Raw genomic sequence first — 22,165 nt, 5'->3', positions numbered from 1 at the left:
CCTGGCTCAGGAAGAGCGGAGTAACACCATGATTGAGTTTCCGGTTGTATTGGTTATTAACTGCGGATCGTCCTCTGTTAAGTTTTCAGTACTCGATGCCAGCAGCTGTGATGCCCTGATGACGGGCATTGCAGACGGGATTAACACTGAAAAAGCCTTTATTTCCGTGAACGGGGGTGAGCCAGCCAGACTGGCTCACCATGACTACGAAGGGGCGCTGGCAGCCATCGCCCTGGAGCTGGAGAAGCGTGAACTGATGAGCAGCGTGGCCCTGATTGGCCATCGTATTGCGCACGGCGGCGACCTCTTCAGCGAGTCGACCCTTATCACGGAACAGGTTATTGAGCAGATCCGTCAGGTTTCCTCGCTGGCGCCGCTGCATAATTACGCCAACTTAAGCGGCGTCGAGGCAGCCGAACGCCTGTTTCCGGGCATACAGCAGGTGGCGGTGTTTGACACCAGCTTCCACCAGACGCTGGCCCCGCAGGCCTATCTGTACGGGCTGCCGTACCGCTATTTTGAAGAGCTTGGCGTGCGGCGCTATGGCTTCCACGGGACGTCCCACCGCTACGTTGCCGGGCAGGCGCATGCCTTGCTCGGGATTTCGCCTGAGGACAGCGGGCTGGTGATTGCCCATCTCGGCAACGGGGCATCCATCTGCGCGGTACGCAATGGTGAGAGCGTGGATACCTCCATGGGCATGACGCCGCTGGAAGGGCTGATCATGGGGACCCGCTGTGGCGACGTTGATTTCGGTGCCATGGCCTGGATAGCCCAACAGACCGGACAGTCATTTGAGGATCTGGAACGCGTCGTCAATAAAGAGTCCGGCCTGCTGGGGATCTCGGGAATATCCTCCGATCTGCGAGCCCTCGAAAAGGCCTGGCATGAGGGACATCAGCGGGCACAGCTGGCGATCCAGACCTTTGTTCACCGTATCGCACGGCATATTGCCGGGCACGCGGCGTCGTTACACCGCCTGGACGGTGTGGTGTTCACAGGCGGGATTGGTGAGAACTCCAGACTGATCCGCACGCTGGTGGCGGAACACCTGGCCGTCTTTGGCATCACCCTCGATGAAGCCAAAAATGCCCTGCCGGGCAGCGCAGGTGAGCGTGTGATCACCACCGATTCGTCCCGCGTGGCCTGCGCGGTGATCCCAACCAACGAAGAAAAAATGATCGCGCTGGATGCCCTCCGTCTTGGGAAGGTCACTCCGGCTGCGGCTTATGCCTGACAGAGCGAGAAATTCATGAAAGTAGCAATCGATACGCGCGTTGCCCCTTACAGCGACGCATGGGCCGGGTTTCGCGGTGAAGAATGGAAAGACACCGTCAACGTGCGCGATTTTATTCAGCATAACTATACCCCTTATGAAGGCGACGAAACTTTCCTCGCGCAGGCGACGCCAGCAACGACGGCGCTCTGGGAGAAGGTAATGGTGGGCATTCGTCAGGAGAATGCCACCCATGCGCCGGTGGATTTTGACACCAACATTGCCACCACCATCACGGCCCACGGACCGGGCTATATTGACCAGCAGCTGGAGACGATCGTCGGCCTGCAAACCGATAAGCCGCTCAAACGCGCGCTGCATCCGTACGGCGGGATCAATATGATCCGCAGTTCATTCGAAGCCTATGGCCGCGAGATGGATCCGCAGTTCGAATATCTCTTTACCGAACTGCGCAAAACCCATAATCAGGGTGTCTTTGACGTTTACTCCCCCGAGATGATGCGCTGTCGTAAATCAGGCGTGCTGACCGGGCTACCGGACGGCTACGGACGCGGGCGCATCATCGGCGATTACCGCCGCGTGGCGCTGTACGGCATCCGCTATCTGGTGCACGAGCGTGAGCGCCAGTTCGCGGATCTGCAGGGCAAACTCGAAAGGGGTGAAGATCTGGAGGCGACGATCCGCCTGCGTGAAGAGCTGGCGGAACACAAACGCGCACTGCTGCAGATCCAGCAGATGGCAGCGAACTATGGCTTCGATATTTCTCGCCCGGCGATGAATGCGCAGGAAGCGGTACAGTGGGTTTACTTTGCCTATCTGGCCGCGGTGAAATCCCAGAACGGCGGGGCGATGTCGCTGGGACGCACGGCCTCGTTCCTGGATATTTATCTCGAGCGCGATATGCAGGCGGGTCGCCTGAGTGAGATCCAGGCGCAGGAACTGATCGATCATTTCATCATGAAGATCCGCATGGTGCGCTTCCTGCGTACTCCGGAGTTCGACACGCTCTTCTCCGGCGATCCTGTCTGGGCCACCGAAGTGATTGGCGGAATGGGGCTGGATGGCCGCACGCTGGTCACCAAAAACAGCTTCCGTTACCTGCATACCCTGCACACGATGGGACCTGCACCGGAGCCAAACCTGACGATCCTGTGGTCCGAACAACTGCCCGTCGCATTCAAGAAGTACGCTGCACAGATGTCGATCGACACCTCGTCGCTGCAGTATGAGAACGACGACCTGATGCGCGTGGATTTCAACAGCGACGACTACGCCATTGCCTGCTGCGTCAGCCCGATGGTGATCGGCAAGCAAATGCAGTTCTTTGGCGCCCGCGCTAACCTGGCGAAAACGCTGCTGTATGCGATCAACGGCGGGGTGGATGAGAAGCTGAAGATCCAGGTCGGGCCGAAAACCGCGCCGCTGCTGGATGAGGTGCTGGATTACGACACCGTGATGGCGAGTCTGGATCACTTTATGGACTGGCTGGCGGTGCAGTACATTAGCGCGCTGAATCTCATCCATTACATGCACGATAAGTACAGCTACGAAGCCTCGCTGATGGCGCTGCACGACCGGGACGTTTACCGCACCATGGCCTGCGGTATCGCCGGGCTGTCGGTGGCGGCGGACTCGCTGTCCGCCATCAAATATGCCACGGTAAAACCCGTACGCGACCATACCGGCCTGGCGGTCGATTTTGTGATTGAAGGGGACTACCCGCAGTACGGTAACAATGATGACCGCGTGGACAGCATTGCCTGTGACCTGGTGGAACGCTTTATGAAGAAAATTCAGGCGCTGCCGACCTACCGCAACGCGGTGCCGACCCAGTCGATCCTGACCATTACGTCGAATGTGGTCTACGGTCAGAAGACCGGCAATACGCCGGACGGACGCCGCGGCGGTACGCCATTCGCACCGGGCGCGAACCCGATGCACGGACGAGACAGGAAAGGGGCGGTGGCCTCGTTAACCTCCGTCGCTAAGCTGCCCTTTACCTATGCGAAAGACGGGATCTCTTACACCTTCTCCATCGTGCCTCAGGCGCTGGGCAAGGATGAGAGAGTGCGCAAAACCAACCTTGTCGGGCTGCTGGACGGGTATTTCCACCACGAAGCGGCCATCGAGGGGGGACAGCACCTCAACGTTAACGTCATGAACCGGGAGATGCTGATGGAGGCGATTGAGCACCCGGAGAACTATCCCAACCTGACCATTCGCGTCTCAGGGTATGCGGTGCGCTTTAATGCGCTGACGCGCGAGCAGCAGCAGGACGTGATCTCAAGGACGTTTACCCAGGCACTGTGATCGTCGTCTGAAACAGGCCCCCTTTGGTTAAGGGGGCTTTTTTGTCCGCGGAACATACAAAAATGTTTATATAATTACTCACACATCTTCATCCGCTTCTGAAAAACAATGCGCCTGCTTTTTCCCTGAAACAGTATGTAAGGACAGTAAGATGATGAAAATGACCCGTATCACCCTGGTTGCTGCCTCGCTGGTGGCGTGCAGTTTTGCCGCACAGGCCGCTGACGTTGAAGCTGCCCCCTCTCCGGCGCAGGATCCGCTGGTGCAACACCTCAAGCTGAGCAACGATCAGATTAAGAAGATCGACGCGCTGCATCAGACGCTGGAACAAAATGTCAGCAAGATCCCGATGACCGGCGTGAAAGACGGTGCGCTGATCGAGATGTTCCAGACCGGGAAATGGGATGAAAGCACGGTGAAAAACCAGCTTGCCGCATTCAGCAAAATTGAAGAGCAGACCCGCTATTACCGCGTCAAATACTACTTTGATGTCAGCCAGGTTCTGACAGCGGAGCAGCGTAAACAGGTGAAAACCGATATGGCGAACGCGCTGGCTAACTGATGACACACCCGCGCATGTCGCGGGGTTTTTTATTTCTTGATCGGCATCACTTTTAGAAAAACCCATCGATTATTCATCATATCAGAGTATTTATTTCTCTCGCTTGCGAAAAGCCTTATAAATATTGTGACTTTTTTCTCCCGCTCTCCACGTATGATTTGTCCATTCCAATAACACACACCTGCAGCAGTCTGGCTCATTATCGCTGGTGGTCAGAATCCCATAAAAACAACTGGTTACCCTACAAAATAAGCGAGTGCCTTATGGATACGGCAACAAACAGCAGTGTGATTGTGAACGATTCACCCGCGGCAAAGCGGGCAGGGATGAGTGAAAGCGAGTGGCAGGAGGCCATTAAATTCGACAGCACCGATACGGGCTGGGTCATCATGAGTATCGGAATGGCCATCGGCGCGGGGATTGTTTTTCTCCCGGTACAGGTGGGGCTGATGGGACTGTGGGTGTTTCTGCTTTCGTCAGTGATTGGCTATCCGGCCATGTACCTGTTTCAGCGGCTGTTTATTAACACGCTGGCAGAATCGCCGGAGTGCAAAGATTATCCAAGCGTCATCAGCGGCTACCTCGGTAAGAACTGGGGCATTTTATTAGGTGCGCTCTATTTCGTGATGCTGGTTATCTGGATGTTCGTCTACTCCACCGCCATCACCAACGACAGCGCCTCCTATTTACACACCTTCGGCGTGACGGAGGGGCTGCTCTCTGAAAATCCGTTCTACGGTCTGTTCCTGATCTGCATCCTGGTGGCGATCTCCTCCCGTGGCGAGAAACTGCTGTTTAAAGTCTCCAGCCTGATGGTGCTGACCAAGTTATTTGTGGTGGCGGCGCTCGGGTTGTCGATGATTGGCCTCTGGCATTTAGCCAACGTGGGCATGCTGCCACCCGTGGGGCTACTCATTAAAAACGCGATTATCACGTTGCCGTTTACCTTAACGTCGATTCTGTTTATTCAGACATTAAGCCCGATGGTGATCTCCTATCGTTCACGCGAAAAATCGGTTGAAGTGGCGCGCCATAAAGCGCTGCGGGCGATGAACATCGCCTTCGCGATCCTCTTCGTGACGGTCTTTTTCTACGCGGTCTCGTTCACCCTGGCAATGGGGCATGATGAGGCGGTCAAAGCCTACGAACAGAATATTTCCGCACTGGCAATTGCCGCGCAGTTTATCAGTGGCGACGGTGCCGGCTGGGTCAAAATTGTCAGCGTTATCCTGAATATTTTTGCCGTCATGACCGCGTTCTTCGGCGTGTACCTGGGCTTTCGTGAAGCGACGCAGGGCATTGTGATGAACATTCTGCGCCGCAAAATGCCGGCAGAGAAAATCAACGAAAACACCGTACAGCGCGGCATCATGCTGTTTGCCATTCTGCTGGCATGGAGCGCGATTGTGTTAAACGCGCCGGTACTGAGCTTCACCTCTATTTGCAGCCCCATCTTCGGCATGGTGGGGTGTTTGATTCCGGCGTGGCTGGTCTACAAAGTGCCGGCGCTGCACAAATATAAAGGCGTGTCGCTGGTGATCATTATCATCACCGGTCTGCTGCTGTGTGTTTCTCCTTTCCTCGCGTTTTCTTAAGGGCAAACAAGGTCGTAACGATGTCAGAGCAAACTCAATCTTTATGGAATCAATTTATTCGGGCGGTGCAGGAGGAAGTTAAACCTGCACTGGGGTGTACCGAGCCGATCTCTCTGGCGCTGGCTTGTGCGATGGCCGCGGAGCTTCTGCCGGGTGATGTCACACAGATTGAGGCGTGGGTTTCACCGAATCTGATGAAAAATGGCCTTGGCGTGACGGTACCTGGCACCGGGATGGTCGGGTTGCCGATTGCGGCGGCACTGGGGGCCACTGGCGGTAACGCGCACGCCGGGCTGGAGGTACTGAAAGATGCCACTGCCGATGCGCTGGTGCGTGCCAAAGCGCTGCTGGACGCCGGCCAGGTGCAGGTCAAGCTGCAGGAGCCGTGCGATGACATCCTCTACTCCCGCGCCTGCGTTCACGCCGGACAGGCCTCGGCGATGGTGACCATCGCCGGTGGGCATACGCGGGTGGTGGAGATTGTCTGTCAGGGCGAAACCCGCTTTACGCTTGATTCTCAACCCGACGAGAGGAACGACGATCCGCTGGCGGTACTTTCAAACGCCACGCTATCGCAGATCCTTGAGTTTGTGGAGCAGGTGCCGTTTGACGCGATCCGCTTTATCCTGGCTGCCGGACAATTAAATGATGCGCTCTCCCGTGAAGGTTTAAGCGGAAAATGGGGCCTGCACATTGGCGCGACGCTCAATAAGCAGCGCGCTCGCGGATGGATAGCGCAGGACCTGGGCTCGGATATTGTCATTCGCACCAGCGCGGCCTCGGACGCCCGAATGGGCGGGGCGACGCTGCCGGCAATGAGCAATTCCGGATCGGGCAACCAGGGGATCACGGCCACCATGCCGGTTGTGGTGGTGGCGGAACATGTCCAGGCGGATGATGAACGCCTTGCCCGGGCGCTGATGCTTTCACACCTTTCGGCTATTTATATCCACGCCCAGCTTCCGCGCCTGTCGGCGCTGTGTGCGGCTACCACGGCGGCGATGGGGGCGGCGGCAGGCATGGCCTGGCTGATGGGCGGAAGCTATCAGACGCTCTCAATGGCAATCAGCAGCATGATTGGCGATGTCAGCGGGATGATCTGCGATGGCGCGTCCAACAGTTGTGCCATGAAGGTCTCAACCAGCGTCGGCAGTGCCTGGAAAGCGGTGATGATGGCGCTGGATGATTCGGCGGTAACGGGCAATGAAGGGATTGTGGCGCACGATGTGGAGCAGTCGATCGCGAACCTGTGTTCGCTGGCGTGCCGCTCCATGCAGGCGACGGACCGGCAGATTATTGAGATTATGGCACGTAAAGTGTAACGGTTTCCTCTCTCCCCGCCGGGGAGAGAGGATTATCGGGTGTTAAACCGGTAAATCAATTAACAGCGCGCGCAGCGGCGAATCAGCAACCAGCGTGATATTCGCTTCGTCGCGAATAAACGCCCCGTCACCGCAGGTGAGCGCTTCTTTCTCTTCCGTATGCGTCACCGCATGCACCGTCCCGTGAATCGATTGCAGATAGGCGCGCGGACCATGAAGCTGGAAGCTCGCCTGTTCCCCTTTCTTCAGTTCGATATGGTGCAGCCACACCTGCTGGCGCAACTGCAGGCTGCCTTGACTGCCGTCCGGGGAGGCTATCAGCTGCTGCCTGTCGCCCGTCAACTCTAACTTCTGTACCAGCGGGTTTTCCCGCTCAGGGCAGGCATCCAGCCACAGCTGCATACGGGTCAGCGTTTTATCTTTGCTGAGGTTATGCTCGCTGTAACTGATGCCCGGCTGCGTGGAGATTAATAATGCTTCGCCGGCCTTCGCCTGGACATGATTGCCCTCGCTGTCGCGGTATTCTGCTTCGCCTTCCAGGATCAGGTTCAGGATATCGACTTTCGGGTACGTACGCGGCTGGAAGGACGCGCCTGGGGCGAGCACTTCCTGATTCAATACGCGCAGTGAAGCGTAACCGAGCAGTTTAGGGTCAAAGTAGTGTCCAAAGGAAAAGGTGTAGCGGGCCTGCAGCCAACCGAAATCGGCTTGTCCGCACTGTTTAGCTGTTCTTGTCGTAATCATAAACTTGACCTCTCTTTACACTAAACAATGGTAAAGGTATGGACGCTTCATTGTTAGCCAGATATTCTGCCCGGTATGTTCAAATTTCCTGAATGAGAACGAGATGGCTAAAGAGAGAGCATTGACGCTTGAGGCGCTTCGCGTCATGGACGCAATTGACCGGCGTGGCAGTTTTGCCGCGGCGGCAGATGAACTGGGGCGCGTTCCGTCTGCGCTCAGCTATACCATGCAGAAGCTGGAGGAAGAGCTGGACGTGGTGCTCTTTGACCGCTCCGGTCATCGAACAAAATTCACTAACGTCGGACGGATGCTGCTGGAGCGTGGTCGCGTCCTGCTGGAAGCGGCGGACAAGCTGACGACGGACGCCGAAGCGCTGGCGCGCGGCTGGGAAACCCATCTGACGCTGGTGACGGAAGCGCTGGTGCCCACCGAGGCGCTGTTCCCGCTGGTGAACCGGCTGGCCGACAAAGCAAACACCCAGTTATCGATCATCACCGAGGTGCTGGCCGGGGCCTGGGAGCGACTGGAGACGGGCAGGGCGGATATCGTCATTGCCCCGGATATGCACTTCCGTTCCTCATCTGAAATCAACTCCCGCAAGCTCTACAGCGTGATGAACGTCTATGTCGCCGCACCCGATCACCCGATTCACCAGGAGCCGGAGCCGCTCTCGGAAGTGACGCGGGTGAAATACCGCGGGGTCGCGGTCGCAGACACCGCACGCGAGCGTCCGGTGTTAACGGTGCAGTTGCTGGATAAACAACCGCGTCTGACCGTCACATCGCTTGAAGACAAACGTCAGGCGTTGCTGGCGGGCCTGGGCGTGGCAACAATGCCGTATCCGTTTGTCGAAAAAGATATTGCAGAAGGGCGGCTACGCGTGGTCAGCCCGGAGTATACCAGCGAAGTGGACATCATTATGGCGTGGCGGCGCGACAGCATGGGTGAGGCCAAATCGTGGTGCCTGCGCGAAATACCCAAGCTCTTTGCCCATCACAACAAATAAAAAATCGAGCCCGGTACGCGAAACGCCACCGGGCTTTGTTTTATGCGTTGAGTTTTGGATCGGGCCCGAAGCGGTTTTCGCCCGGCGTGCCGGCCTGACAGTTGAAGACCAGAATGACCAGCCAGCCCACAATCGGGATCAGCAGCAGCAGTAACCACCAGGCTGAACGATCGGTATCGTGTAGCCGTCGGAACAGTACGGCCCATGAGGGAAGCAGGACCAGCAGGCCGTAAATCGTGGTGAGAACACCTTCACCGCCGGCTCGTTCCCAGCCGAGAATTTTATCGATAATACCCAGCACCATGATGAGGATGAAGTTCACCAGAACGAACATCCAGTACTCTTTACGGCGAGCGCGGCCACCAAATCCAATGTAGTTGCGCAGTACTTTTAAATACCAGTCCATTTTCCTTGCCTCATTAGTCAGTCAATCACTTGTTTTTTAAGCGATCGAGGTAAGGATAGATGGAGATTGTGAATTAAAAAAGGGCACCAATTGATGCCCTTGATATTTATCCGAAACGCACGTCGCGACCGTGCGGTTCATCCAGGTCCTGCCACGGACCCACAGAGATAATACCCGTCGGGTTGATAGTCTTATGGCTGCGGAAATAGTGGGTGCGGATATGGTTGAAATCGACCGTTTCAGCAATGCCCGGCATCTGATAAATATCGCGCAGGAAACCGTACAGGTTCAGGTAATCGCTGATGCGGTGTTTATCACACTTGAAGTGGGTGACATACACTGGATCAAAGCGAACCAGCGTTGTCCACAGACGAATGTCTGCTTCCGTCAGGCGGTCGCCCGTCAGGTAGCGATGCTGGCCGAGGATCTGCTCAAGACGCTCCAGCGATTCAAACACTTTTCCCACCGCGTCGTCATACGCTTCCTGGCTGGTGGCAAAGCCGGCCTTGTAGACCCCGTTATTCACGTTGTCGTAAATCCAGCTGTTCAACTCATCAATCTTATCGCGCAGCTCAACCGGATAGTAATCCCCGGCGCGGGCCCCGTGGGCATCAAACGCGGTGTTGAACATGCGGATGATCTCTGCGGACTCATTGCTGACAATGGTCTGGTTTTTCTTGTCCCACAGCACGGGTACGGTCACGCGTCCGGTGTAGTGCGGATCTGCGCGCAGATAGAGCTGATAGAGAAAATCGTGGTGGTAGAGGTCATCACCGGTGGCGGCCGGGAAATCACTGTCAAACGTCCAGCCGTTTTCCAGCATCAGGGGGTTGACCACCGAAACCGGAATTAAGGATTCGAGTCCTTTCAGCTTGCGCACAATCAGCGTGCGGTGCGCCCACGGGCAGGCCAGAGAAACATAGAGATGATAACGGTCTTTCTCAGCCGCAAAGCCGCCTTCGCCGCTTGGGCCCGGTGCGCCATCGGCGGTTAGCCAGTTACGGAAGGCCGAAACAGAGCGCTTGAAGCGTCCCCCGGTGGATTTGGTGTCATACCAGACATCCTGCCAGACGCCGTCTACGAGTTGTCCCATTTTTTACTCCTCCGTCAATAAGCAAAAGCGAGGAGATATCTCCTCGCTTTGTGTTCATTCAGTATAGCGTGCTTACCACTTCTTATTCAGAACGCGGTCGATGCTGTATGCGCCTGGGCCAGTGATGGCCAGCAGCAGGAAGCCACCCGCGATGGTCAGGTTTTTCATGAACATCAGAGAGTTCACGCCTTCCGCAAAGTTACTGTGGAAGATGAACGCCGTCAGCAGGGTGAAGCCTGCGGTAAACAGTGCCGTGGTGCGGGTCAGGAAGCCGAACAGTACCGCCAGGCCGCCGCCGAACTCAAGGAGAATAGTCAGTGGCAGCAGGAACCCGGGAACACCCATGGCTTCCATGTATTGCTGCGTGCCCGCATAACCGGTGATTTTGCCCCAGCCTGCGGTGATAAACAGAACCGGCATCAGAATACGCGCTACCAGAACACCAACATCTTCTAATTTTTTCATTTTACTCTCCAGGAAACCACATCAGCGGCTGAACTTTATTTGTGTGCAAATTCGGGTAGATACCGCGTCTTTGCTGTCGATGGAGAGGAGTGTAAACGGGGCAGATGGGAATTGTTAGCAAGGAAAACTGTCAATCTTCTTCAAAGATATTGAGTAACGGGGAAGGGGGAAAGTGTGCCGGGTAAGCGAAACACTACCCGGCATAAGAACTAACGCAGCTGTTGTTGACGAATCGTCGCTTTCACCAGACGCCAGGCGCTCCAGGCACCAAAGCCGCGGCGGGCCCAGCGGATCAGCATATTTGGATGACGAACCGTCCAGATAGCCATCACGCTGCTTCCGACCAGCGCCCATGAGCGCAGGCTCAGGAAGGTATTCCAGCCCCGGTCAAAACGACGCGTCGCGTCAACCCAGTCGCGACGACTGGCAGACAAATCCAGCCGTTGCTGCTGGATCTGACTGAGCAGGAATGCTTTTCGCTTCTGACGTTCGGCTTTATCGCTCACGGCTTGTCATCCTCCAGCAGGGCGCGATCGTTGGCCAGTTCCTGGCGCGTATGGCGCAGGAAAGTGGATTTGCGCGCTTTACGCATCGTCCATATGCCGCCAATCAATGCCGCAACCAGCAGAACAACGGTGGTGGCAATCATCGCGTTGAGTCGATATTGCGGGTCAATGGCCCAGATGATTAACACCATCAGGCTCATCAGACCAAACGCGGCGAAGAGCATGGTAAGCCCGAGCATCAGCAGCATCTGGAAAAGGTTCGCTTTCTCCTCTTCCAGTTCAACCACTGCCAGTCGGACGCGCGTTTCGGCAATCCCGACCAGCGTCGTCAGAATACGCTGGCCGATGCCGAGGACGTTGTTAGCAGGCCCTTGTGCGTGACGAGGATCTTCCATATTAACGACGCGTCAGCAGGACACCCAGTACCACACCTACCGCGGCACCAATCCCTACACCCGTCCACGGATTATCGCGAACATATTCGTCCGCGCGAGCTGCCGCTTCGCGGGTCTGTTTCGCCAGTGCATCACCGGTTTCACCCAGGCGATAACGGCTCTCTTTCAGCGCCTGCTCAGCTTTGCTGCGCAGTTTGCTGACCTCTTCTTTTGACTTATCTGCAGAGGAGTTCAGCACCTCTTCCAGGGTATCGGCCAGGGATTTCAGTTCAGCGCGCAGATTTTCAGACGTCGTATCTTTTGACATGATTCTCTCCTGTTGAGATTTCCGTTAACTCAATAATCGCGAGCTTCCAGCGCTTTCAGGTCGTCCTGCGCTTCTTTCAACTTCTTCTCGCGCTTAGCAATTTTTTCCGCATCCCCTTTCTCTTTCGCTTCCTGCAGGTCGTGACGGCGCTCGGCTATCTCGTCCTTCTGTTCAGCGATTTTTTTCTGGTGATCGGCACGTAGCTTGCTGTCAGAACAGTTCGCTTTCACTTCGCTCAGCGCTTTTTTGAGACCCTCAACACGATGCTGATTGTTATGCTTTTCGGCATAACTGATCTCACGCTGAATATCCTGTTCTTTCTCCTGACAGAGAGAGTTGGCGAAGGACGCTGTGCTTAAAGAAAAAAGGGCCAGAGCCAGAGTAATGCGGAATTTCATTATCGAAACCTTCCATTGTGTTGCGGCGTGAGCCGCTATCCAGAGTCAAGCGGAGTACATTCATGGGGTGCTCCGCGTACTTAAGCATAGTAAGTAAACGGGGGATTCACCAAAGTGAGTGAAAAGATTCGGAATCCTGGTAATTATCCAAATCTATGCGACGAATCGCGAATCAGTGACAGCCAGGCTGCAGGCTGGTTGTCATCTTCCTGCTGGGCAATGATATAACCGTGCGGCAGCGTACGGTCGAGCACCACTTTCGCGGCGGCACTTTGCGCACGGGAATCAAACTTAATCAGTAAAACATCGTCCTGCGGGGTGATGCTCTTAAAGCGGATGCCGTTGGCATCAAGATGATGCCACACCGAAAAACCGTCAGGCACGCTGACACCCTGACTCACCGGACGAATGGCCAGCGTCGATTCCTGATGCGAAAGCGTCGTCCAGGCCAGGAACATGAGGCTGAGCAACCCCAGGGCAATCATGGCCACGGCAAAACGGCGCACGGCAAGCGGTGAGATAACCATCGTTAACCTCTGGCCCCGTATTTCTTCTTCCACAGCACCACCAGCGAACCGACCAGACCAAAGACCAGCAGAACCACCGGTAACAGCATCAGGCAGGACATGAGCTGATCTTCATATTTCATGAAGACCGGCGTTTTGCCCAGCGCATAGCCCAGCGTGGTCAGGATCAGAACCCACAGCAGGCCGCTCATCCAGTTGAAGAACTGGAAGCGGGTGCTGCTTAATCCGGAAAGACCCGCAATGGTAGGCAGCAGGGTGCGTACAAAGGCGATAAAGCGGCCGATCAGGAGCGCGGAAAGCCCGTGCTTATGGAAAAGATGGTGCGCCCGCTGGTGATAATGCGCAGGAAGGTGGGAGAGCCAGTTCTGCACCAGACGCGTATTGCCCAGCCATCGTCCCTGGATATAGCTCACCCAGCAGCCAAGGCTGGCGGCGATGGTCAGTAATAAAATGGTTTGCGGGAAGGCCATTGCCCCTTTGGCACACAGCACGCCGACGAGCACCAGTAAGCTGTCGCCAGGTAAAAAGGCGGCAGGCAGTAAACCGTTCTCAAGGAACAGAATCATAAATAAGACGAAGTAGAGCATGCCAATCATGGAAGGGTTGGCCAGCGTTTCAAAATCCTGCGCCCAGAGGGCATGCAGTAGTTGGGTCAAAAGTTCCATTCAGTGTTCCTGGAAATCGGTTAACGTCACGCCTGTTATCCGGGACAAACAGCACGGCGACATTGTTGTGATTTCATTATGGTCGCTCGCGGACACATTGAGGTGTGGCCAACACTGTTCCCTGTTAATTGGCTGGTTAGCAAGCACTAACTTACAAAATAACGAATTGAATCCAATTGTAACAAAGCCCAAGGTTCTGCGTCACAGAATTTGCAGGGGTGTGATGATTTTGGCGTAAGCCATGGAGGGGAGCGAGGGGATTTACAAAGGCTGACACTATATATGTTTTGCTTACCCACCTCTGCCAGAAGGCGCAGCGAAGCGCCTGCCAGCGAAAAGGTAAACTATTTTGCCGCACTGGCTGCCGTATCGAGATGAACGACAGGATTATCGGCAAAAAGATAGCGGTCAGCGTTAAATTCGAAGTCATCGCTGGTTTCATTGAACAGCATCTGCTTGGTGTTTTCCAGGTGCTGCCACATCGCCAGTTTTGCCGCATGGGGATCTTTGCGAATCAGCGCTTTAAGGATCTGATCGTGATCGTCGCACCAGTTATCCACGGTGCGGGAATCGATGTGATCGTGCAGTTTTTTCCAGTACGGGTTGTGAACGCGCTGAGTCCACATTTTTTCCACGATTGCCGCCAGCGCCGTGTTTTGCGTTGCCAGCGCGACCTGAACGTGGAACTGCAGATCCCACTCTGAATCACGGAAACATTTTTCCTTGCGCGCGTTTTCCTGGATTTCCATCAGCTTCATGATGTCCTGCTTGGTCACCTGGGTCGCTGCAAATTCCGCAATATTGCTTTCGATAAGCTGGCGCGCCTGGAGCAGTTCAAACGGACCGTAGCTGGCGAATTCGAGACTTTCGTCGGCGACCGGGGAGTGTTTCGGCTGATTAGAAATCACGTGAATGCCGGAGCCTTTGCGAACTTCAACGTAGCCTTCCACTTCCAGCATGATAATCGCTTCACGCACCACGGTGCGGCTTACGCTTTTTTCATCAGCGATAAAGCGCTCAGCGGGGAGTTTATCACCGACAAGGTAGACACCTTGCTCGATGCGATCTTTCAGCTCGGCAGCAAGTTGTTGATATAAACGACGTGGTTCGGTGATTTCCATATGCGCTCCAGGCAGGGTACGGCGGATTATTTGTTATACCACTTTTGCGTGCCAGTCTCCAGATTTTGCCATGAAAAAAGCCGCCCGGAGGCGGCTTCTGTGACATCAGGAAGGGCGCTAACTTTGCGTTGCCGGTCCCCCCAGGGACTCTTTTAGCACCTCTTCTGCCGACTTACTTTTCAGCACCGTCCAGATAACCACTGCACCCATCAGGTCGAAGATAGCCAGTACGGCAAACAGCGGGCTGAAGCCGATGGTGTCCGCCAGCGCACCCACCACCAGAGCAAACAGGGTGCTCGCCGTCCAGGCAGCCATACCGGTCAGGCCGTTAGCGGTAGCCACTTCGTTACGCCCGAAGACGTCAGAAGAGAGCGTAATCAGCGCACCGGACAGTGACTGGTGAGCAAAACCACCGACGCACAGCAGGGCGATTGCCACATACGGGCTGGTAAAGAGGCCGATCATGCCCGGGCCAATCATCAGCACTGCGCCCATCGTCACGACCATTTTACGGGAAACGATCAGGTTCACGCCAAACCAGCGCTGGAACAGCGGAGGCAGGTAACCGCCAACGATACAGCCCAGATCGGCAAACAGCATTGGCATCCACGCGAACATCGCAATCTCTTTCAGGTTAAAGCCGTAGACCTTAAACATGAACAGCGGGATCCAGGCGTTGAAGGTCCCCCAGGCGGGTTCGGCGAGGAAGCGCGGCAGGGCGATACCCCAGAACTGACGGGTACCCAGAATCTGCCAGACCGTCATTTTTTTGCCGTTGTTGGTCTGATGCTGAGCTTCCTGACCCCCAATGATGTATTCGCGTTCGTCTTCAGACAGTTTTTTCTGATCGCGCGGGTGTTTATAGAAAATCAGCCACGCCATGGCCCACGCAAAGCTCAGTACACCAGAGATAATGAACGCCATCTGCCAGCTGTGCATCACGATAGCCCACACCACCAGCGGTGGTGCAATCATCGCACCGATGGAAGAACCGACGTTGAAATAGCCGACGGCAATAGAACGCTCTTTCGCCGGGAACCACTCAGAGCTGGCTTTCAACCCGGCCGGGATCATTGCCGCTTCCGCCGCACCTACCGCACCACGTGCCAGCGCCAGACCACCCCAGCTGCCCGCCAGCGCCGTGGCGCCGCAGAAAATAGCCCAGGCGATGGCGAAGAAGGCGTAGCCGATTTTGGTTCCGAGAATATCCAGAACATAGCCTGCGACAGGCTGCATGATGGTGTAAGCCGCGGAATAAGCAGCAATGATGTAGGAATATTGCTGAGTGGAGATATGCAGCTCTTCCATCAACGTCGGGGCTGCGGCTGCCACGGTGTTACGTGTCAGGTAGCCCAGCACGGTGCCTAACGTCACCAGTGCGATCATATACCAACGTAACCCTTTAATTTTACGCATCTAAAACCTCATCGTTATGTTAATTCCGTGCCTCGCACGGCAACCTCTCGACCGTGTCCGGGAGCGGTTGTGTAACGGGAGGGGCATAACCGGGAGATGTCCCGGAACGGCCCGAACCTTGCCATAAGTAAGCGTGCATAAGTCGGTATCCGTACCGTTAAAACCGGTGTTTTCACACCGGGAATGCATTCCGTCGGCTTAGTGTTTGCGACGGCGAAAAGATAACTTGTCATACAACTTTAAAAGGTGAGTGACATCACAAATGCATGATTATTTGTAGGGACATTATGTGTTACGGATAAAGCCAGTTCTGGCGCGGCCTGGCGAAGGGTTTACCTCATTTGAGGTAATTAATTTGTCTGCGTTTATTGATCTAACTCACGAAAAAATGTTCTGTCTCTGGAAATTGGTGTGATAACTTTGCAGCATCTGAGCATAAGCTTTCTGACGCTCTCGTTACGAGGAAGACGATAATGACACCGTTTATGACCGAAGATTTTCTGTTAGATACCGAATTTGCTCGCCGCCTGTACCACGACTACGCCAAAGACCAGCCAATTTTCGACTACCACTGCCATTTACCGCCGCAGCAGGTTGCCGAAAATTACCGTTTCAAAAACCTGTATGACATCTGGCTGAAAGGTGACCACTACAAATGGCGTGCGATGCGCACCAACGGCGTGGCGGAGCGCCTGTGTACCGGTGATGCAAGCGACCGCGAGAAGTTTGACGCCTGGGCGGCGACCGTTCCGCACACCATCGGCAACCCGTTATATCACTGGACGCACCTTGAGTTGCGCCGTCCGTTCGGCATCACCGGAAAGCTGCTCTCCCCGGCTACCGCCGATGAAATCTGGGAGCAGTGCAATGAATTACTGGCGCAGGATACCTTCTCCGCCCGCGGCATCATGAAGCAGATGAACGTGAAGATGGTGGGGACCACTGACGATCCGATTGACTCCCTGGAACATCACGCGGTGGTCGCCCGCGATACCTCGTTTGATATTAAAGTGCTGCCAAGCTGGCGTCCGGATAAAGCCTTTAACATCGAACAGGCGACGTTCAATGATTACATGGCGAAGCTCGCGGAAGTGTCTGACACCGACATTCGTCGTTTTGCAGACCTGCAGAGCGCGCTGACCAAACGTCTGGACCACTTCGCGGCACACGGCTGTAAAGTCTCTGACCACGCGCTGGATGTGGTGATGTTTGCGGAATCAAATGAAGCTGAGCTTGATAGCATTCTGGCACGTCGCCTGTCCGGTGAATCCCTGAGCGAGCACGAAGTGGCACAGTTCAAAACGGCGGTGCTGGTCTTCCTCGGTGCGGAATATGCTCGCCGCGGTTGGGTGCAGCAATACCACATTGGTGCCCTGCGCAATAACAACCAGCGTCAGTTTAAACTGCTGGGCGCGGACGTGGGCTTCGACTCCATCAACGATCGCCCGCTTGCTGAAGAACTCTCTAAGCTGCTGAGCAAACAGAACGAGCAAAATCTGCTGCCAAAAACCATCCTCTACTGCCTGAACCCGCGCGATAACGAAGTGCTGGGTACCATGATCGGTAACTTCCAGGGTGAAGGTATGCCAGGCAAGATGCAGTTCGGTTCCGGCTGGTGGTTCAATGACCAGAAAGACGGGATGGAGCGTCAAATGACGCAGCTGGCGCAGCTGGGTCTGTTAAGCCGCTTTGTGGGCATGCTGACCGACAGCCGTAGCTTCCTTTCTTACACGCGCCACGAATATTTCCGCCGCATTCTGTGCCAGATGATTGGCCGCTGGGTAACCGCGGGTGAGGCCCCTGCCGATATTCAGCTGCTGGGCGAAATGGTGAGAAACATCTGCTTTAACAATGCGCGCGACTACTTCGCCATTGAACTGAACTAAGGCCGTTTGAGGTTGATATGCAATACATCAAAATCCATTCGCTGGATAACGTTGCCGTCGCGCTGGCGGATCTGGCCGAAGGTGAAGTTGTCACCGTTGATAACCAGACGGTAACCCTGCGTCAGGCGGTGACTCGCGGGCATAAGTTTGCCGTGAAGCCGATCGCCCAAGGAGACAACGTTGTTAAATACGGTCTCCCGATTGGTCATGCGCTGGCGGATATTGCGCCGGGTGAGCATATTCATTCCCACAACACCCGCACCAATCTGAGCGATCTGGACGAGTACAGCTATCAACCTGATTTAGCGGCGGAAGAAGCGCAGGCGGCGGATCGCGAGGTACAGATCTACCGCCGGGCGAACGGTGAAGTGGGGATCCGCAACGAGCTGTGGATCCTTCCCACCGTCGGCTGCGTGAATGGGATCGCGCGTCAAATCCAGACGCGTTTCCTGAAAGAGACCCACGACGCCGAAGGTACGGACGGTGTGCACCTGTTCAGCCACACCTACGGCTGTTCTCAGCTTGGCGACGACCACATCAACACCCGCACCATGCTGCAAAACATGGTCCGCCACCCGAACGCGGGCGCGGTGCTGGTGATTGGCCTGGGCTGCGAGAACAATCAGGTGGATGCGTTTCGCGACACGCTGGGTGAGTTTGACCCCGAGCGCGTGCACTTTATGGTGTGTCAGCACCAGGATGATGAAGTGGAAGCGGGCATTGAGCACCTTCACCAGCTGTATGAGGTGATGCGTCACGACAGGCGTGAGCCGGGCAAGCTGAGCGAGCTGAAGTTCGGCCTGGAGTGCGGCGGGTCTGATGGCCTGTCCGGGATCACCGCGAACCCGATGCTGGGCCGCTTTTCAGATTATGTGATCGCCAACGGCGGTACGACGGTGCTGACAGAAGTGCCGGAAATGTTCGGTGCTGAACGTATTCTGATGAGCCACTGTCGCGACGAAGAGACGTTTGAGAAGACCGTCACCATGGTGAACGACTTCAAACAGTACTTTATCGCCCACAACCAGCCGATTTATGAAAACCCGTCTCCGGGTAACAAAGCGGGCGGGATCACCACGCTTGAAGAGAAGTCTCTCGGCTGCACGCAAAAAGCGGGTGCCAGCCCGGTAGTTGATGTTCTGCGCTACGGTGAACGTCTGAAAACGCACGGTCTGAATTTGCTCAGCGCACCGGGTAACGATGCGGTTGCGACCAGCGCGCTGGCCGGCGCCGGCTGTCACATGGTGCTGTTCAGCACCGGGCGCGGGACACCGTACGGTGGCTTTGTGCCGACGGTCAAAATCGCGACCAACAGCGAGCTGGCAGCGAAGAAAAAACACTGGATCGACTTTGATGCAGGCCAGTTGATCCACGGTAAAGGGATGCCGCAGTTGCTGACGGAATTCGTGGATACCATTGTGGAGTTTGCCAACGGCAGACAGACCTGTAACGAGAAGAATGACTTCCGCGAACTGGCGATCTTCAAGAGTGGCGTGACGCTGTAAGTGTAGTGCGGTTGATGCCCTCACCGCTGTGGAGAGGGTCAAATACTAAAACGGCAACCTTCGGTTGCCGTTTTGCTTTACGTTTTGTCACCGGGGTTTTGTTTACCCGCGTAACGCGTTCTTCGCTAAACGCGCGTCTTCCGCCTGGCATGCCGCTGCGGTGAACAGCACGTCCGTTGAGGAGTTCAGCGCGGTTTCGCAGGAGTCCTGCAATACACCGATGATAAAGCCGACGGCCACTACCTGCATGGCAATCTCATTCGGGATACCGAACATATTGCACGCCAGTGGGATCAGCAGCAGCGAACCACCCGCCACACCCGATGCACCACACGCACACAGCGACGCCACCACGCTCAACAACAGCGCCGTGGGCAGATCGACCGGAATGCCCAGCGTATGCACAGCCGCCAGCGTCAGCACGGTAATGGTAATTGCCGCACCCGCCATATTCACGGTCGCACCCAGCGGGATGGAAACCGAGTAGGTGTCGCGATCCAGATTCAGCTTCTCCGCCAGCGCCATGTTAACCGGAATGTTTGCCGCAGAGCTGCGGGTGAAGAATGCATACACACCGCTCTCGCGCAGGCAGGTTAACACCAGCGGATACGGGTTACGGCGGATCTGCCAGAACACCAGCAGCGGGTTAATCACCAGCGCAACCAGCAGCATGCAACCAATCAGTACCACCAGCAACTGCGCATAGCCCAGCAGTGCGCCAAAGCCGGTGGTCGCCAGTGTGGAAGAGACCAGACCGAAGATGCCGATTGGCGCAAAGCGAATCACAATTTTGACCATAAAGGTCACGGCGTTCGACACGTCGTTGACCAGGTTTTTCGTTGTTTCGTTGCCGTGACGCAGGGCAAAACCAAGACCGATCGCCCAGACCAGGATGCCGATGTAGTTAGCGTTCATCAGTGCCGTAATCGGGTTAGAGACCATGCTCATCAGCAGGCCGCGCAGCACTTCCACAATACCGGATGGCGGGGTGATATCACCCGCAGCGCTGGTCAGGTGCAGCGAGGACGGGAACAGGAAGCTGAAAACGACGGCTGTTAAGGCTGCAGAGAAGGTGCCCAGCAGATACAGGAACAAGATAGGGCGAATGTTGGTTTTTTGTCCGTGTTGATGATTGGCAATTGACGCCATGACCAGCATCAGCACCAGCACCGGTGCGACGGCTTTCAGTGCGCCAACGAAAATGGTGCCAAGCAGCCCCGTCGCTTCCGCAGCCGGTTTTGACACCATTGCCAGCAGAATCCCCAGTACCAGCCCTACCAGAATTTGTTTAACGAGACTGCCTTGCGCCAGGCGCGCAAAGAGACCAGTTGATTGTGTGCTCATAAAAATTCCTAAGTGAAATTGCGTTCCATCCTTTATGTGCTCTAAGTCACATTTATGTCCGGATGTAAGAAAATGTTTGCCTGGTTGAGTATAGGGAAACCGGATGCGGAGGGAAGCGTAAAATGCTGCATTTTACGTGTTGCGTCATAGTTTTTAACTATTCATTTACAAAAGTGTGCTGGCCCTCTCCTTGGGGGGAAGAGGGCCAGCGTAAAGGCAGCAGGAAGGACCGTAATTACTCCACCTGTTGCTTCTTATCGTGCTGACGATTAACCCAGGTATTGATAAGCAACGTCACGATCAGAATGCCAAACACCACACCGAGCGAGATAGCGATAGGGATGTGGTAGAAATCGACAATCAGCATCTTGATACCGATAAACACCAGGATCACCGACAGACCATATTTCAGCATTGAGAAGCGCTCAGCCGCGCCTGCCAGCAGGAAGTACATGGCACGCAGACCGAGGATGGCGAACAGGTTAGATGTCAGCACAATGAACGGGTCAGTGGTGACCGCGAAGATAGCCGGAATGCTGTCTACCGCGAAAATCACATCGCTCAGCTCAACCAAAATCAGCACCAGCAGCAGCGGCGTGGCAAAAAGCAGGCCGTTCTTACGCACGAAGAAGTGCTCGCTCTCGATCTTGTCGGTCATGCGCAGATGACCACGGATCCACTTCACCAGCGGACGGTCGCCAATGGCGGAGCCATCTTCTTTTGCCAGCGCCATTTTGATCCCGGTGAACAGCAGGAATGCGCCGAAGATATACAGCAGCCATTCGAACTGCGTAATCAGCCAGCTTCCGGCGAAGATCATAATCGTACGCAGGATAATCGCACCCAGCACGCCGTACACCAGCACGCGACGCTGCAGGGCCGCAGGCACGGCAAAGTAGCTGAACAGCATCAGCCAGACGAAGACGTTATCGACCGCCAGGGCTTTTTCAATCAGATAGCCGGTGAGGAACGCGAGCGCCTGAGGATCGGCAACCGCGCGGCCTTCCGTTGAGGCCAGGTACCACCAGAAGGCAGCACAGAAGAGCAGGGAGAGGGTGACCCACACCAGTGACCAGGCCGCAGCCTGTTTCATCGTCATGCCATGTGCGCCGCGACGCCCCTGCAAAAAGAGGTCGATCGCCAGCATGATGAGCACGACAACCGCGAATCCGCCCCACAACATGGGAGTGCCGACAGAATGCATACTATTTTCCTTACACATAAAAAACAAAAACGGCCATGGTCAGAAGACGATAGCCGTTAGCTTTTTATGCATAGACCTCGCCTTCCGGCAAGGTCTCACTTACAACCAAAAAGACGGGCTTTTTGATTGCCCGGCGACCGGATGCGGTTTT

22 protein-coding genes are annotated in these 22,165 nt (G+C 55.5%); 8 read left to right on the top strand and 14 right to left on the bottom strand.

Going from position 1 to position 22,165, the window contains the following annotated elements:
- Nucleotides 1-28 precede the first annotated feature (28 nt).
- The 5 genes from tdcD to ACN9MQ_RS19650 all read left to right on the top strand — a co-directional run bounded on the left by tdcD (nucleotide 29) and on the right by ACN9MQ_RS19650 (nucleotide 7,026).
- Entirely contained in the window at nucleotides 29-1,237 is a 1,209-nt protein-coding gene (tdcD, locus tag ACN9MQ_RS19670; protein ID WP_426262668.1) for a propionate kinase, read from the top strand.
- Between the two features lie 15 nt (nucleotides 1,238-1,252).
- Nucleotides 1,253-3,547, top strand: a complete 2,295-nt coding sequence (gene pflB / locus ACN9MQ_RS19665; RefSeq protein ID WP_032679026.1) for a formate C-acetyltransferase — start codon at nucleotides 1,253-1,255, stop codon at nucleotides 3,545-3,547.
- 151 nt (nucleotides 3,548-3,698) lie between these two features.
- Nucleotides 3,699-4,109 carry a Spy/CpxP family protein refolding chaperone gene (locus tag ACN9MQ_RS19660; protein WP_014171738.1) on the top strand — a complete coding sequence of 137 codons (411 nt, stop codon included), beginning with the start codon at nucleotides 3,699-3,701 and terminating at the stop codon, nucleotides 4,107-4,109.
- 263 nt (nucleotides 4,110-4,372) lie between these two features.
- The gene (locus ACN9MQ_RS19655) at nucleotides 4,373-5,704 is read left to right on the top strand and encodes an amino acid permease (RefSeq protein WP_025202948.1); all 1,332 of its coding nucleotides are present in this window, start codon (nucleotides 4,373-4,375) and stop codon (nucleotides 5,702-5,704) included.
- A 20-nt stretch (nucleotides 5,705-5,724) separates the two neighbouring features.
- The gene (locus tag ACN9MQ_RS19650; RefSeq protein ID WP_025202949.1) at nucleotides 5,725-7,026 is read left to right on the top strand and encodes a serine dehydratase subunit alpha family protein; all 1,302 of its coding nucleotides are present in this window, start codon (nucleotides 5,725-5,727) and stop codon (nucleotides 7,024-7,026) included.
- Between the two features lie 42 nt (nucleotides 7,027-7,068).
- On the opposite strand, the gene ACN9MQ_RS19645 is transcribed toward ACN9MQ_RS19650, so the two are convergent.
- Complete coding sequence (locus ACN9MQ_RS19645; RefSeq protein WP_073396337.1) at nucleotides 7,069-7,770, bottom strand: pirin family protein; 702 nt, start codon at nucleotides 7,768-7,770, stop codon at nucleotides 7,069-7,071.
- Nucleotides 7,771-7,873: 103 nt separating this feature from the next.
- Here ACN9MQ_RS19645 and ACN9MQ_RS19640 point away from each other — a divergent pair, with 103 nt between their 5' ends.
- On the top strand, nucleotides 7,874-8,776 hold the full coding sequence (locus ACN9MQ_RS19640) for a LysR family transcriptional regulator (RefSeq protein ID WP_014171734.1): 903 nt from the start codon (nucleotides 7,874-7,876) through the stop codon (nucleotides 8,774-8,776).
- A 40-nt stretch (nucleotides 8,777-8,816) separates the two neighbouring features.
- Here the strand turns inward: ACN9MQ_RS19640 and ACN9MQ_RS19635 are convergent, their stop codons facing one another.
- The 11 genes from ACN9MQ_RS19635 to ACN9MQ_RS19585 all read right to left on the bottom strand — a co-directional run bounded on the left by ACN9MQ_RS19635 (nucleotide 8,817) and on the right by ACN9MQ_RS19585 (nucleotide 16,075).
- Nucleotides 8,817-9,182, bottom strand: coding sequence for a DUF805 domain-containing protein (locus ACN9MQ_RS19635; RefSeq protein ID WP_014171733.1), 366 nt, complete (start codon nucleotides 9,180-9,182; stop codon nucleotides 8,817-8,819).
- Between the two features lie 106 nt (nucleotides 9,183-9,288).
- Nucleotides 9,289-10,275 (bottom strand): glutathione S-transferase family protein, encoded by a 987-nt coding sequence (locus ACN9MQ_RS19630; protein WP_020883573.1) that lies wholly within the window; start codon nucleotides 10,273-10,275, stop codon nucleotides 9,289-9,291.
- Nucleotides 10,276-10,347: 72 nt separating this feature from the next.
- A complete protein-coding gene (locus ACN9MQ_RS19625; protein ID WP_006178691.1) occupies nucleotides 10,348-10,740 on the bottom strand; it encodes a DoxX family protein in 393 nt (130 codons plus the stop codon).
- A gap of 209 nt (nucleotides 10,741-10,949) precedes the next feature.
- On the bottom strand, nucleotides 10,950-11,246 hold the full coding sequence (locus ACN9MQ_RS19620; protein ID WP_020883574.1) for a YqjK-like family protein: 297 nt from the start codon (nucleotides 11,244-11,246) through the stop codon (nucleotides 10,950-10,952).
- Nucleotides 11,243-11,641, bottom strand: a complete 399-nt coding sequence (locus ACN9MQ_RS19615) for a phage holin family protein (RefSeq protein ID WP_013098867.1) — start codon at nucleotides 11,639-11,641, stop codon at nucleotides 11,243-11,245. The genes ACN9MQ_RS19620 and ACN9MQ_RS19615 overlap by 4 nt, the downstream gene beginning before the upstream one ends.
- A 1-nt stretch (nucleotide 11,642) precedes the next feature.
- Entirely contained in the window at nucleotides 11,643-11,948 is a 306-nt protein-coding gene (locus tag ACN9MQ_RS19610; RefSeq protein WP_003862645.1) for a DUF883 family protein, read from the bottom strand.
- A gap of 29 nt (nucleotides 11,949-11,977) precedes the next feature.
- On the bottom strand, nucleotides 11,978-12,346 hold the full coding sequence (locus ACN9MQ_RS19605) for a DUF1090 domain-containing protein (RefSeq protein ID WP_014171729.1): 369 nt from the start codon (nucleotides 12,344-12,346) through the stop codon (nucleotides 11,978-11,980).
- A gap of 143 nt (nucleotides 12,347-12,489) precedes the next feature.
- The gene (gene mzrA / locus ACN9MQ_RS19600; RefSeq protein WP_020883575.1) at nucleotides 12,490-12,873 is read right to left on the bottom strand and encodes an EnvZ/OmpR regulon moderator MzrA; all 384 of its coding nucleotides are present in this window, start codon (nucleotides 12,871-12,873) and stop codon (nucleotides 12,490-12,492) included.
- 2 nt (nucleotides 12,874-12,875) lie between these two features.
- A complete protein-coding gene (gene yqjA, locus ACN9MQ_RS19595) occupies nucleotides 12,876-13,538 on the bottom strand; it encodes a DedA family general envelope maintenance protein YqjA (RefSeq protein WP_014171727.1) in 663 nt (220 codons plus the stop codon).
- A 344-nt stretch (nucleotides 13,539-13,882) separates the two neighbouring features.
- Nucleotides 13,883-14,659, bottom strand: coding sequence for a transcriptional regulator ExuR (gene exuR, locus ACN9MQ_RS19590; RefSeq protein ID WP_014171726.1), 777 nt, complete (start codon nucleotides 14,657-14,659; stop codon nucleotides 13,883-13,885).
- 117 nt (nucleotides 14,660-14,776) lie between these two features.
- Nucleotides 14,777-16,075: an MFS transporter gene (locus ACN9MQ_RS19585; RefSeq protein WP_014171725.1), complete on the bottom strand. Its 1,299-nt coding sequence runs from the start codon at nucleotides 16,073-16,075 to the stop codon at nucleotides 14,777-14,779.
- A 473-nt stretch (nucleotides 16,076-16,548) separates the two neighbouring features.
- On the opposite strand from ACN9MQ_RS19585, the gene uxaC reads away from it, so the two are divergent.
- Nucleotides 16,549-17,961 (top strand): glucuronate isomerase, encoded by a 1,413-nt coding sequence (uxaC, locus tag ACN9MQ_RS19580; RefSeq protein WP_342864204.1) that lies wholly within the window; start codon nucleotides 16,549-16,551, stop codon nucleotides 17,959-17,961.
- A gap of 17 nt (nucleotides 17,962-17,978) precedes the next feature.
- Nucleotides 17,979-19,466: a UxaA family hydrolase gene (locus tag ACN9MQ_RS19575; RefSeq protein WP_014171723.1), complete on the top strand. Its 1,488-nt coding sequence runs from the start codon at nucleotides 17,979-17,981 to the stop codon at nucleotides 19,464-19,466.
- A 102-nt stretch (nucleotides 19,467-19,568) separates the two neighbouring features.
- Here the strand turns inward: ACN9MQ_RS19575 and sstT are convergent, their stop codons facing one another.
- Together sstT and ACN9MQ_RS19565 are read right to left on the bottom strand one after the other, a co-directional pair.
- A complete protein-coding gene (gene sstT / locus ACN9MQ_RS19570) occupies nucleotides 19,569-20,810 on the bottom strand; it encodes a serine/threonine transporter SstT (RefSeq protein WP_014171722.1) in 1,242 nt (413 codons plus the stop codon).
- A gap of 235 nt (nucleotides 20,811-21,045) precedes the next feature.
- On the bottom strand, nucleotides 21,046-22,014 hold the full coding sequence (locus ACN9MQ_RS19565; protein ID WP_426021144.1) for a TerC family protein: 969 nt from the start codon (nucleotides 22,012-22,014) through the stop codon (nucleotides 21,046-21,048).
- Nucleotides 22,015-22,165: the final 151 nt, after the last annotated feature.

The sequence above is a fragment of the Enterobacter sp. R-25 genome (assembly GCF_049913205.1).
GTDB lineage: Bacteria > Pseudomonadota > Gammaproteobacteria > Enterobacterales > Enterobacteriaceae > Enterobacter > Enterobacter ludwigii.
This window is presented reverse-complemented; position numbering and strand designations above follow the sequence as displayed.

What these genes read in the sequence shown, in the direction of transcription:
- ACN9MQ_RS19655 (WP_025202948.1), top strand. Translation starts at nt 4,373, where the DNA reads ATGGATACGGCAACAAACAGCAGTGTGATTGTGAACGATTCACCCGCG.
- ACN9MQ_RS19575 (WP_014171723.1), top strand. Translation starts at nt 17,979, where the DNA reads ATGCAATACATCAAAATCCATTCGCTGGATAACGTTGCCGTCGCGCTG.
- ACN9MQ_RS19585 (WP_014171725.1), bottom strand. Translation starts at nt 16,075, where the DNA reads ATGCGTAAAATTAAAGGGTTACGTTGGTATATGATCGCACTGGTGACG.
- uxaC (WP_342864204.1), top strand. Translation starts at nt 16,549, where the DNA reads ATGACACCGTTTATGACCGAAGATTTTCTGTTAGATACCGAATTTGCT.
- mzrA (WP_020883575.1), bottom strand. Translation starts at nt 12,873, where the DNA reads ATGGTTATCTCACCGCTTGCCGTGCGCCGTTTTGCCGTGGCCATGATT.
- ACN9MQ_RS19635 (WP_014171733.1), bottom strand. Translation starts at nt 9,182, where the DNA reads ATGGACTGGTATTTAAAAGTACTGCGCAACTACATTGGATTTGGTGGC.
- ACN9MQ_RS19650 (WP_025202949.1), top strand. Translation starts at nt 5,725, where the DNA reads ATGTCAGAGCAAACTCAATCTTTATGGAATCAATTTATTCGGGCGGTG.
- ACN9MQ_RS19625 (WP_006178691.1), bottom strand. Translation starts at nt 10,740, where the DNA reads ATGAAAAAATTAGAAGATGTTGGTGTTCTGGTAGCGCGTATTCTGATG.
- ACN9MQ_RS19615 (WP_013098867.1), bottom strand. Translation starts at nt 11,641, where the DNA reads ATGGAAGATCCTCGTCACGCACAAGGGCCTGCTAACAACGTCCTCGGC.
- ACN9MQ_RS19660 (WP_014171738.1), top strand. Translation starts at nt 3,699, where the DNA reads ATGATGAAAATGACCCGTATCACCCTGGTTGCTGCCTCGCTGGTGGCG.
- ACN9MQ_RS19630 (WP_020883573.1), bottom strand. Translation starts at nt 10,275, where the DNA reads ATGGGACAACTCGTAGACGGCGTCTGGCAGGATGTCTGGTATGACACC.
- ACN9MQ_RS19610 (WP_003862645.1), bottom strand. Translation starts at nt 11,948, where the DNA reads ATGTCAAAAGATACGACGTCTGAAAATCTGCGCGCTGAACTGAAATCC.
- yqjA (WP_014171727.1), bottom strand. Translation starts at nt 13,538, where the DNA reads ATGGAACTTTTGACCCAACTACTGCATGCCCTCTGGGCGCAGGATTTT.
- pflB (WP_032679026.1), top strand. Translation starts at nt 1,253, where the DNA reads ATGAAAGTAGCAATCGATACGCGCGTTGCCCCTTACAGCGACGCATGG.
- ACN9MQ_RS19645 (WP_073396337.1), bottom strand. Translation starts at nt 7,770, where the DNA reads ATGATTACGACAAGAACAGCTAAACAGTGCGGACAAGCCGATTTCGGT.
- sstT (WP_014171722.1), bottom strand. Translation starts at nt 20,810, where the DNA reads ATGAGCACACAATCAACTGGTCTCTTTGCGCGCCTGGCGCAAGGCAGT.
- ACN9MQ_RS19565 (WP_426021144.1), bottom strand. Translation starts at nt 22,014, where the DNA reads ATGCATTCTGTCGGCACTCCCATGTTGTGGGGCGGATTCGCGGTTGTC.
- ACN9MQ_RS19605 (WP_014171729.1), bottom strand. Translation starts at nt 12,346, where the DNA reads ATGAAATTCCGCATTACTCTGGCTCTGGCCCTTTTTTCTTTAAGCACA.
- exuR (WP_014171726.1), bottom strand. Translation starts at nt 14,659, where the DNA reads ATGGAAATCACCGAACCACGTCGTTTATATCAACAACTTGCTGCCGAG.
- tdcD (WP_426262668.1), top strand. Translation starts at nt 29, where the DNA reads ATGATTGAGTTTCCGGTTGTATTGGTTATTAACTGCGGATCGTCCTCT.
- ACN9MQ_RS19640 (WP_014171734.1), top strand. Translation starts at nt 7,874, where the DNA reads ATGGCTAAAGAGAGAGCATTGACGCTTGAGGCGCTTCGCGTCATGGAC.